The 11,643-nt window shown below is 37.6% G+C and carries 12 protein-coding genes and 1 tRNA gene; 9 read left to right on the top strand and 4 right to left on the bottom strand.

Annotation, left to right across the window (positions count from 1 at the left end):
- From G7Y56_RS17900 to G7Y56_RS17875, 6 genes are all read left to right on the top strand, one after another.
- Positions 1 to 752: RHS repeat-associated core domain-containing protein (locus tag G7Y56_RS17900; RefSeq protein ID WP_255498807.1), on the top strand; the 752-nt coding region annotated here is incomplete at its 5' end.
- A 9-nt stretch (positions 753 to 761) separates the two neighbouring features.
- Entirely contained in the window at positions 762 to 1,157 is a 396-nt protein-coding gene (locus tag G7Y56_RS17895) for a hypothetical protein (RefSeq protein WP_165045746.1), read from the top strand.
- Between the two features lie 420 nt (positions 1,158 to 1,577).
- Positions 1,578 to 2,099, top strand: coding sequence for a hypothetical protein (locus G7Y56_RS17890; RefSeq protein ID WP_165045744.1), 522 nt, complete (start codon positions 1,578 to 1,580; stop codon positions 2,097 to 2,099).
- 395 nt (positions 2,100 to 2,494) lie between these two features.
- Entirely contained in the window at positions 2,495 to 3,508 is a 1,014-nt protein-coding gene (locus tag G7Y56_RS17885; RefSeq protein WP_255498806.1) for an RHS repeat domain-containing protein, read from the top strand.
- Positions 3,505 to 3,933, top strand: coding sequence for a hypothetical protein (locus G7Y56_RS17880; protein ID WP_165045742.1), 429 nt, complete (start codon positions 3,505 to 3,507; stop codon positions 3,931 to 3,933). The genes G7Y56_RS17885 and G7Y56_RS17880 overlap by 4 nt, the downstream gene beginning before the upstream one ends.
- Before the next feature lie 198 nt (positions 3,934 to 4,131).
- Positions 4,132 to 4,455, top strand: coding sequence for a hypothetical protein (locus G7Y56_RS17875; RefSeq protein ID WP_165045740.1), 324 nt, complete (start codon positions 4,132 to 4,134; stop codon positions 4,453 to 4,455).
- A 61-nt stretch (positions 4,456 to 4,516) separates the two neighbouring features.
- Here the strand turns inward: G7Y56_RS17875 and G7Y56_RS17870 are convergent.
- A tRNA-Arg gene (locus tag G7Y56_RS17870) sits at positions 4,517 to 4,588 on the bottom strand.
- Positions 4,589 to 4,720: 132 nt separating this feature from the next.
- Between G7Y56_RS17870 and ung the strand changes: the two genes are divergently transcribed.
- The 3 genes from ung to G7Y56_RS17855 all read left to right on the top strand — a co-directional run bounded on the left by ung (position 4,721) and on the right by G7Y56_RS17855 (position 7,828).
- Positions 4,721 to 5,383 (top strand): uracil-DNA glycosylase, encoded by a 663-nt coding sequence (ung, locus tag G7Y56_RS17865; protein ID WP_165026270.1) that lies wholly within the window; start codon positions 4,721 to 4,723, stop codon positions 5,381 to 5,383.
- A gap of 52 nt (positions 5,384 to 5,435) precedes the next feature.
- Positions 5,436 to 6,527 carry an SPFH domain-containing protein gene (locus G7Y56_RS17860; protein WP_165045738.1) on the top strand — a complete coding sequence of 364 codons (1,092 nt, stop codon included), beginning with the start codon at positions 5,436 to 5,438 and terminating at the stop codon, positions 6,525 to 6,527.
- Positions 6,528 to 6,730: 203 nt separating this feature from the next.
- Complete coding sequence (locus G7Y56_RS17855; protein ID WP_165045736.1) at positions 6,731 to 7,828, top strand: hypothetical protein; 1,098 nt, start codon at positions 6,731 to 6,733, stop codon at positions 7,826 to 7,828.
- A gap of 83 nt (positions 7,829 to 7,911) precedes the next feature.
- On the opposite strand, the gene G7Y56_RS17850 is transcribed toward G7Y56_RS17855, so the two are convergent.
- The 3 genes from G7Y56_RS17850 to ndk form a co-directional block, all read right to left on the bottom strand.
- Entirely contained in the window at positions 7,912 to 9,273 is a 1,362-nt protein-coding gene (locus G7Y56_RS17850; RefSeq protein ID WP_165045734.1) for an FISUMP domain-containing protein, read from the bottom strand.
- Positions 9,274 to 9,617: 344 nt separating this feature from the next.
- A complete protein-coding gene (locus G7Y56_RS17845; protein WP_185153946.1) occupies positions 9,618 to 10,640 on the bottom strand; it encodes a peptidoglycan DD-metalloendopeptidase family protein in 1,023 nt (340 codons plus the stop codon).
- Positions 10,641 to 10,647: 7 nt separating this feature from the next.
- Positions 10,648 to 11,109, bottom strand: coding sequence for a nucleoside-diphosphate kinase (gene ndk, locus G7Y56_RS17840; RefSeq protein WP_165045732.1), 462 nt, complete (start codon positions 11,107 to 11,109; stop codon positions 10,648 to 10,650).
- Positions 11,110 to 11,643: the final 534 nt, after the last annotated feature.

Below are 11,643 nucleotides of genomic sequence, written 5' to 3'. Positions count from 1 at the left end.
AGGAACTGGAGCAGGAGCATCAGCTTAATATGTATGATTATCATGCCAGACAGATGGAACCGGGTACGGGTAGGTTTATGAGTGTCGATCCGCTGGCGGAAAAGTATTATAATATATCGCCGTATGCTTATGTCAAAAATAATCCGCTGAAGTATATTGATCCAGATGGGAAACAGGTGATAATACCTCCTTTTTTGGGTATGAATCCTGTCCTTGCTGGGAGTAGTACACCATTATTAGGAGTTGCAGATGTTGTAAAAGTTGGAGTAAGAGCTGGAGTTGGTGAAACAGTCCGAGTTGGAGTAAGAACAGCAGCAGAAGTTGGTTCAAAAACCTCAGAAAGTACAGGTGGCAATAAACCCTCCATCAATATTGAGAGACTCAACGCAGGTAGAAGAATAGAGGGGGAACAATTACAAAAATTGGGGTTGGGGAAAAACACAGAATCTATAACTCGAATAGATCCCAAGACTGGAAAAGGAGGAACAACTGTACCTGATGGAATAAAAAATGGAGGGTCGACAGAAATAAAAAATTTGAAAGATGGAGCAACGCAGAGCTTAACCAAACAGTTAAGACTTCAGAAAGAATTTTCGAATGGAAACGGGCAAGTTCCGAAACTGCATATAAACAGAGGTGCTAATTTGAGCAAACCACTTCAAGAAGCTGGATTTGAGGTGACAAGATACAGTGTTATACCAGTAACGCCTCAGGACAATACTTCTGTGGTCATAAAGAAACTTGAATTTTAAATAGAATTTATGGAACTAACAGAAAATGAATTATTGATTATTGACGAAGTAAAGAAACTATCAAGTATATTTTTTGAAGACATGGGCGGATTTTATCCATTTGCATTTGCCATGGAGAGAGATCGACAAATTGTATCTATAGGTGCATCGGATGGTGGCGAATTTCCGGAATCTCAGGATTTGATTAATTTATTGGAAAAAAGTATTTTCGAGGATATAATGAAAGGGCAGTATATTTTAGCTGCGATCTGTATAGATGTCTTCATTAATACAAATATCAAAGAAATAGATATGAAAGAAGATGCTATTGAAATGCGATTCATAAGTTCTACTTATAGAAAGACAGTACAATTAATTTATGAGTTAGATTCGAATAATAAAGTAACATTTAAAAATTGGGTTTAATAGATATATTCATACTTTTTTTATTTACATCTTGTGAGGAACGTAAAAATATAGTTGATTACTATGAAGTAACATGGAATGATCGATTATCATTGTTGAAAAAACACGTCCAATAGTCTACGCTGGTTTACTTTTATGGAAAAAATCTAGAATGCAGTAATAATGGCAAATCAATTGACCCCTTATTTAAAAATCAGGTTGACTCTCTCTTATTAAAATATAATTATACGGATTTAGCAGAAGAGATTTCTGTTATGTAATATGATCTTTTTAATATTTTGTAAAACGGCAAGGGACTGGATCATATGTATGGGTTGAATATGTATGATTGCATTGCTAGGCGTATAAACTGGGTACGGAAAGGTTTACAAGTGTGGATTCGCTAGCGGAGAAATATTCCTCTTAATCACCGTACACTTTGTGGTGAATAATCCAATTAATATTGTTGATCCAGATGGGAGAAACCCAATAAGTCTTTCTTTAAAAATTGCAAGATATACGATGAGGATTGCGGTTAAAGTTCCACGATATTATAAAGCTATTAAAACAGGACAATCATTATCAAATGCAGATGCAGCTTATGAAGCCCAAAGGGCAGAGGAGGTATCCAATAGCTTAATTGACAGAGCTAATGTGAGTAAAGATTCTTTTACTCAAGAGGCTAAGGCTGCTAACCCAGAACAACTTAAAGAACAAAAAAAGAGGCAAGAAAAATCGGATAAAGAAGATTTGAAAATTCAAAGAAATCATAATAAATCAGTAGATGATAACATAACAAGAAAAGAACCTACTGGTGATCCATCTATGAAGTCCTCTCCAAAAGGACAGATTCCTACAATTGTTGTGGGTAGTGGATTAGGAGCTGCTGCTGTCCAACAAACAATCGAATATGTCGATAAAGCTCTGCGAGAAAAAAAGAAACAAGAAGAAAAAAACAGATGATAAAAAAAATATCTAAAATAACCTGTTTATTAGGTGGTATATATCTTGTTATATATATATTTTTTGAAGAATATTTGCCTTCATTCTTTAAAGATGATTTAGTGCAGATGATTATTCTCTGGTCTTTTTTTCTTTTGATTATTTTGTTTGAAATACTAAAAAGAAAAAAATGAAAAAGTTTATCTATTATTTAAGTATTTATTCATATCAGATAGTTTACTATATATTTTGGATATATTTTGCCATTATAATAACTTTATATATACTGAAAATTCACATTAACACCTTCTTGTTTGCTTTATTTTTTCTTTTTTTGGGTTTATATCTAGGTTATTATTTATCATTTTCCGCAGCAGATTATATCAAGAAAAAAAAGAAAGAAGATATATAATACTTTGAAACGTATACTGGTGGATGGGGGATATGTTGAAGGGGGTGTTTATTACTTCTTTTTGACGGATCATCTGGGAAACAATCGTGTGGTGGCCAATGCCGGTGGTACGGTGGTGCAGAAGTCGCATTATTATCCCTTCGGAATGGCGTTTGCGGAGAGTACGGACTTAGAGAAGCAACCCTATAATTATAATGGAAAGGAACTGGAGCAGGAGCATCAGCTTAATATGTATGATTATCATGCCAGGCAGATGGAGCCGACTACTGGGAGGTTTATGAGTGTGGATCCGCTAGAGGAAAAATACTATAGTATTAGTCCGTATGCCTATGTGATGAATAATCCGCTGAAGTATATTGATCCGACGGGAATGTGGTCTCAAACATCCACTGGATGGACAACGAGTGATGTTAGTGAAATAGAAGTTGCTTTGAATAATATGAAAAGTAATAGTGAGAAAAGTCAAGCTAATAATGATCCATCAGAGGGAGATCCCCCTTTTGATAATAATACTAATTATGTTGGTCATTACCATTACAATAAATCAATGAGCGAATACACCAAAAGCTTTGAAGTAATTAAAAATGAATCGAAGATAAGAAAACCCGATGCCAAAGGCCATGTTATCACTTTATCAACTGAAGCAATATTTAGCGTTGCCGGAGATGTTATCATGGCAGTAAGGTTTATAAATGGACCAGATGCTGGGAAAACAATATATTATGCAGCTGGTGCTGTAGGCTTAGGAGGGTTAGATGTAGCTGTATCTACATCCCATATTAAATTCTATTATAATGGAGATATTAATAACTTCACTAGAGGTTCGCTTGTTGGAAAAGCAACTGTAAGTAGTGGTTCCTTTTTTATGTTAAACCTGTCAACATCAATAGGTGAAACAGATGCTTATGGGGGACATGTTGAAACGAAGTCAATCGGTTGGGGAATAAGCCCTGTTCCCGTTACAGGAAGCATAAGAGAATCGAATACCAAATTATTTAGGCAATATAGAACGAAATGAAAAATAAAATTTATATTATTCTTATCGTATCATGGATAGCTCTGAGTATATTTCTATTGATAATCATGAAGGAAGCTTCTAGAAAAAAAAGTGACCAATTGAGCTCAGAATATCCAAGTCTATCAATCGATTCAATGATAATTGGAGTTGTATCTAGTTATAAAGAAGATTTAAGTAGTATTCCTAAAGGGGCATTGAATATAAAACTAGATGATGGACGTAAATTCCGAGCAACAGCATATGGACAACCAAATAATGACAGCTTATTAAAGAATAATATATACTTAATAAGTATTTTGGAAAAAGGAGATTCTATATACAAACCAATAGGAAAAGATTCTCTAATTATCCTACGTGATGGAAAGAAATATACATTTTATTGTGCGTATAAAGAGAAAATAGATATGATTTTAAATAAAAAGTAATTTTATATATTCTATTTATTTTGGCGTTAAATGCCCAATAATAAAAGGAGTTATCTACTTGCTTATTTTTTTTAGCAGTTACATCACATACTCATTTTTCAGATGACAAGAACATTAATAGATCTATAGCATATCTAAAAAGATGCTCCTTCTCGATGCATTGCAAAAAGGATTCGTCAGTTTTTTATATAATAAATTATGAAATATATTTTAATCTGCATTACATTATTTTTCTGTGGATATTTCAATTTTAGCTGCTATGACAACAAGCCGGGAATTCTTAAAATAGATGTAAAAGGAATTATAACTGACATCTATCAAGACAGAGGTAACCATGAAGTTTATACATTTAATGTAGAGGCAGATAGTTGGTATGATGGAGCTTTTATAGCCGATTTCTATCCCAGATCATGGGAATATGCAGCAATTGGCGATTCAATAATTAAAAATAAGGGAGAAACTTTTATAACAATTAGAAAAAGTGATGGTTCCTCTAAAATATTTGAAACACGAGTCAAGTAAACTATATAAAGAAGAAAGAAGAGTATCAATTGATACTCTTCTTTCTTTTAAAGCATATTTGTGACTCTGGCGAGAATCGAACTCGCATCAAAGGAACCGGAATCCTCCATTTTATCCATTAAACTACAGAGCCATGATAGAAGGCACAAAAATATAAAATTATTCCGATTTTTGCGTCCTCTTATTCAAAACATATCGCTTCGTAAATAATCTATTACCAAAAAGCAGTATATTTGAATCAACTTAACCTATAATTATTAAACTAATGGATGTAAAAATAGAGCAAAGTTGGAAAGATAGGCTCAACGACGAGTTCCAGAAAGACTATTTCGCAAAACTAACCGATTTTGTAAGAAACGAATATCGTACCAAACAAATATTTCCACCTGCCAAATTGATATTCAATGCATTCGACCATACCCCTTTCGACAATGTGAAAGTAGTAATACTCGGACAAGACCCCTATCATAACGACGGACAAGCACATGGGCTCTCATTTTCGGTAAACGATGGCATACAAACGCCGCCTTCGTTGGTCAATATATTCAAAGAGATAAATCGTGACTTAGGGATTCCCATTCCACGGTCGGGAAACCTTACCCGTTGGGCTAACCAGGGAGTTCTCCTCCTCAACGCCACACTCACCGTACAAGCACATATGGCAGCCTCGCATCAGAACAAGGGATGGGAAACATTTACCGATGCAGCCATACGCCATCTTGCCGAAGAACGGGAAAATCTGGTATTTATGCTATGGGGATCGTATGCACAGAAAAAAGCCGCATTCATCGACCCTTACAAACACCTCATACTTAAATCGGTACACCCCTCTCCCCTATCGGCTCACAGAGGATTTATCGGAAACAACCATTTCAGTGAAGCAAATAAATACCTCTCGGCAAAAGGCATCAGCCCCATAGAGTGGTGAGTATGAGCATAAAATATCGAAATTAAAAACAAATCACTAATAATTTAAATATATGGGATTTTTCAATAAACTAAGAGGAGAATTAATTGATATAATTGAATTTCTCGACAATACACAAAATACAATTGTCTATCGGTTCGAAAGACATAACAACGAAATAAAAAACAATGCTAAGCTCATAGTACGCGAGGGGCAAATGGCAGTCTTTATAAACGAAGGACAAATAGCCGATACATTCACACCCGGCACATATACCCTCAATACACAAAATCTACCTATCCTATCTACCCTTAAAGGCTGGAAATACGGATTCAACAGCCCATTCAAAGCCGAAGTATATTTCGTTAGCACAAAGAATTTCATCGACCAAAAATGGGGAACTAAAAACCCTTTAGTACTTTCAGACAGTAGATTCGGCATGATCGAAGTCCGTGCATTCGGTATCTACTCATTCAAGATAACAGATGCACCTACATTTATCCGCGAGATAGTAGGAACAAATATGTCGTTCACGACAAGCCACATCAGCGAACAACTAAAAAGCATTATCGTAACACGCTTTTCGGATGCCACAGGAGAAGCGAATAAACCGATAGAAGAATATGCATCCAATCTGAACGAACTATCAGAAAGCATATTCGGATTCATGCACGACGACTTTGCCGCATACGGTATGGAAGTTACAAAATTCCTCATCGAAAACATCTCAATGCCCGATGAGGTCAAAAAAGAAATATTCGAGCTTAGCCGTCTCGACAAAATAGACCTGGATAAGCTGACAAAAATGAAAGCTGCCAAAGCAATGGAAGCCGCTGCCGAAAACCCATCGGGAACAGCAGGAATGGGTATTGGTTTAGGTGCAGGAATGGCAATGGCAAACACAATGGCTCAATCGATGGCGACACAAAGCACTCAAAATACGCCCCCGCCGCCCCTACCGACAGACACGGCATACTATGTAGCTGTAGGCGGACAACAATCGGGACCGTTCAACAAAGAAGGGCTGAAAGAACTGGTGGCAAAACAGATATTAACCAAAGAAACACTGGTATGGAAACAAGGTATGACGGATTGGGCTGCCGCAGAAAGCCAATCTGATCTTCAACAATTGTGGGGACAAACACCTCCGCCATTACCAAAATAAGCCTCCCCAACCCCTCCCAAGGAGGGGCTCTTTGTACACTCTCTTTGTATTCCTTCCCTTGGGGGAGGTTAGGAGGGGCTTTCAGTTCGGGATGACAGAGAGAAGAATATCACAACTTATAAACACTCCATATACCCTCTGCTCCCTCCCCTTGGGGGAGGTGTAGGAGAGCTAGAATTATAGGACATATCTTAAACTAAAACATGTCGGAAACAGACGAAAACATCAATATGAGCAATGCCACATTTCAGTGCATGAATTGTGGAGCCTCGCTAAAATATAAACCGGGCACAACGTTCCTGCATTGCGACTATTGCAATACAGATACCCCCATAGACATCAAACCTGTGGAAGAAGTTGTAGAACTCGACTTCGAAAAGTACGCAGGAGCCTATGAGGAGATAAACCTTAAAGCAACAAAAATTATAGGCTGCCGTAAATGTGGTGCAGAATCGACTTTCGATGAGAATACCAAATCGATTGCATGCCCCTATTGTAATACTCCGCTTATAGAATCGGATGCACACGAAGAGCGGCTCATACAAGCATCTTACATACTACCCTTTCATATAGCAGACGACTGCGTAAACGAACATTTGCACAAGTGGCTAAAATCATTGTGGTTTGCACCCAACAAACTAAAGAGAAGAGCCATGCAGACCGATCAGCTGCAAGGACTTTATATCCCTTGCTGGACGTATGATGCTCAAACCGAAACATCCTACACCGGAAAACGGGGAGATACCTATACCGTGACCGTAGGCAGCGGCAACAATAAGCGTACCGAAATCCGTACCCGCTGGACGTATTGCAGCGGTAATGTTTCTTTGTTCTTCGACGATATTATGGTATCGGCATCAAAACACATCAACCAAGCATTACTCGATCAGGTAAGCGGTGGAGGCGGATGGGATACAATAAACATGGTTGAAGCAGACAATCGCTTTCTCAGTGGGTTTTCGACCGAAAAATACACGACCAATCTGCGCGATGGCTTCAACACCGCCAAGAGGGTTATAAACGATAGGATAGACTCTGAAATAAGATATGATATTGGTGGCGACGAGCAGCAAATAGATTCTAAAGACACGAAAATCACCGATATTAAGTTCAAACTGATCCTATTGCCTGTCTACATATCTTCTTATACTTACAAAAATAAGCTATATAGTTTCTATATGAACGGACGAAACGGACATATAACAGGAAGCAGACCATATAGCACCATCAAAATTATACTGGCTATTATTGCGGGCTTACTTGCCATTGCAGGAATATATTATATGTATACGCAACAATAAATAGTATTATCTCTAACAAAAAAGGCTATCGAAAATAAAATTCCGATAGCCTTTCATTATATAAATCAGCACTATTGATTGCCTTAACTTTGATTTCTCATACAACGTACCGAAAACATGTTATTTCGAGAACCACCACTATAACTAACAGTAGAAAGAGCCGGGTCTAACGCACGTTTCCATGCATTGCTGGCACTATGGCTACTGCTCGACCAATAATGTGTTCCTGTACCAAAACCCTGAATACCTCCGTTGTTGGCAAAGCCGGACATAAAAATATTAAAACCACCCGCATTGGCGGCTTTACTCGTTCCCACAAGAGTCGTTCCGGTGGTAGTGCTTCGCATAGCTTGCCCATGGAAAGTACCCCGAGTAGCACTTGTATTAGTATAAGAAATAATACCACTTACACCAATAGTCGGTGTAGAACTAAATTTGATTGTATTAACAATAATTCCATTCTCCAGATTAGTCCACTCTCTGTCGCTAGGCAGATGCCAGCCTCTCGGGCAAGCACCCTGAACCCGTGCACCTTCATTCAGCCCCCCTTCATTAGCAGTACTTACTTTGGAGTTGCTGGCAGCTGCCCATGTATATAATAATCCATAAATGGTAGCATTAGCAGGAGTAGCAGCAGTTCCGGGATATTGCCAATAAGTAGAAGTATAATTTGTACCTGTATTGGTTGTAGGCCCACTTAATGCCTGAACAATCGTTTCACCATTATCACGTTGGGTATCGTAAGTTCTTGCTCTCAGATTGTCTGCCATCCAGACACCATCTTCGAAAGCACCATAGACTGGAACTTGAAGAGTTCCACTAGTAACAAAATTTGGAGTATTGGGATCACAAGAATAGCTATCCTTAGTCTCATAAGTATCTATTCTTTTATTTATTGCGACGTAAAAACGAGTATAATTATAGATTTCGTTATCCCGAGAATCGGTATAAGTACCTAAATAACCTAACGGATATTGTCCCCTATCTTTACCAACAGGCCAATCGGTAGCAATGGCGGGATCGAGGAATGTAAATACATTAGTCCCTTGAGATATAAGTGTTGTCATAGTAGCCCATGTCGGATAGTCTACAATAGGTTCCCATTTAGCTCCATCCCAAACATGCGTACCCGGACATAAACGATCCTGAGCATTAGTAGTTATTGTGGTCACATTATAGACGACCAAGCCGGTATGTATTGCACTATTATCACCTTCTGTTCCATCTGCACAGGGCTGTAGTGAATTTCTATTAACGAGAGTTACACGAGGTAAAATTAACCCTTTATCAGAATTCCCGTTAGGATTCTCTTTCAAGTCGAGTAATGCACCTTTCATCGGTTCCGTATATGTACCGATCGTTACCTGAGCATTCAATTCTGCGGTTAAGGTTAAGAAACAGAAAAGAAACAATAAAAATAATTTCTTTATAAATACTGTTATCATACAATATTGTAGTTTTAATTATAGAACATTAGAATAAGCATTTTAAAATCAACAAGACACAAGCATGAAATTCCACTGTTCCAAAAAAAGACAGAACTAATCAGCATATTCTCGTTTGAATACGGCAATAATGCAGCCGTTGTATTCTGGTACCAATTGAGCATTATAATTGAGTATTTGGGGCGTCAAAAGTACTCATTAGTACCATATATACAAAACAATCAACCTTAAATATTGTTCATTTAAGCACTTGTAATACACCCGAATACATAAAAAACAAAATAAAAAAAGGTTGCCGAAAATAATCGACAACCTTTTTATGATATAATAGTATTAGTATCTCTCTATGAGACGCGTAGCGATTTACCCGGACGCAAAACTGTTTTAGTTGTAATACTGTTCAGCGCACAAATCTTGCTTACAGAAGTACCATGTTTTCGGGCTATAGCACCAAGCGTATCTCCTTTTGTTATTCGATGATAGCCAACCGATCCCGAAGCATATTTATTTGTAGTGGTCTTTTTAGAACGGGTTGTACCCGCAGCCAAAGTAGCAGCTCCACGTTTCGATGCTCTGGTCGGATAATCAAACGAATTTGATGTTATCATATATGTATCTCTATGACATACCTTATTATCAAAATCGACTATTTCGATCGGATTGATAGGCTTACCTAAAAATCTGAATTCGAAATGAAGATGAGATCCTGTCGAACGTCCTGTATTTCCACCTAAAGCGATAGGATCGCCCGATTTCACCACATCGTCTTCTTCTACTAAGAATTTAGAAAGGTGACCATAAACAGTCTCCAATCCGTTAGAATGACGAAGTGCTATATAATAGCCATATCCGCGTCTTTCGTATTGCTTCAGACGTACTTTTCCGTCGAATGCAGCATAAATAGTATCTCCTACTTGCACCTTAAGGTCGATACCGTAATGCATACGGCGGCGACGAGGTCCGAAGTTAGAAGTAGTATGCCCCATGGTCGGCATTGTGAAATTAGATAAATCTACCTTGAACGTGTCAGGCACATTATCTATCGCACGATATGCATTAACATAACGATTGTTCCACACACCACCATATAATTCTTCTGCCGGAATTTCATCTGCAGCTAAAACGCGCTCTTCCTGTACTTCTTTGAGTATAGAAAGATCGCGTTTTATCTTTATTCCATCAGCATATAGATTGTTGTTTTGAACGATTTTGCTGTGACGTTGTTTGTAGGTTAACTCGACTCTGCTGTCGTCTGCTTCTGCACTCTTCTGAGCAAAGCTGCTCATAGGTAATAGAAACATAGCTGCTATAGGTAAGACCTTTAAGCGCTTCAGATTTTGTTTCAATAATTTTGTACTTTTCTGCATAATTTCTTTATATCTCGTCATTGGCATACAAATATCCAAAGACGGATGGTTTATACTCAAATAATTCATTCTCGTTAAAAAAACGTTTCAGCTCTACCTCTGCGGATTCGGGAGAGTCTGATGCATGTATTATATTCTCTTGCGAGCTTATAGACATATCCCCTCTTATAGTACCCTGTTCGGCATTACGCCCATTGGTAGCTCCGGTCATAGCCCGTACAACTTTGATAGCCTCAAGGCCTTCCCAGCATTGTACAATTACGGGACTGGCTTCCATAGAATTCTTGATACGGTTAAAAAAAGGCTCGTCTTTAAGATGAGCATAATGTTCGTATAAAATGGCATCATCAAGTTGAACCATTTTCATTCCGGCCAAGCGTAATCCTTTTCTTTCGAAACGGGAAATAACCTCTCCTATTAGTGCTCTTTGAACACACGAAGGCTTTAGTATAACAAGGGTTTTCTCCATATTTTGTTTCGAAATAAGTATGTTCTTTTTTGGGTGATGGGCAAATATAGGGTAATTTTCAATGCATTACAACTTTAAACTTCTTAAAAAATGTCATACACACACTCCGATTTGTATGTTGTACAACAGTTAACCCGATTAAAGCTACTAATAACAAGGAAGATAAGGATGCGTCACAAACACTCAGCTTATTAACTAATTATAACACTCTCTAATAAAAAATAACCCGAAAGGTCTTTTGGGCTTATTCGCTATTTTAACCTAAAAGCAACAATCGTAAAAACAGATATTGCCATTCTCTCTGTCGTTCCGAACTGAGAGCCCCTCCTTGGGGGAGGTTAGGAGGGGCTATCAGTTCGGGATGACTCTTATATTTGTTTTATAATTTACTATTCAAAAAGCAAGGTTAATTTTATTCTTTTGTTGTAAAAAAGTAGAGATTAACCGATTATCAAAAGTAAACTATGGGATGACATAAAGTTGAAACTTTATTTCTTGAATTAGACTTTTGATAATCAAGCTGAAGATACCATA

The organism is Dysgonomonas sp. ZJ709, assembly GCF_011039195.1.
GTDB lineage: Bacteria > Bacteroidota > Bacteroidia > Bacteroidales > Dysgonomonadaceae > Dysgonomonas.
Note: the sequence above shows the minus strand (reverse complement) of the source record. Positions and strands in the feature narration are given on the sequence as shown.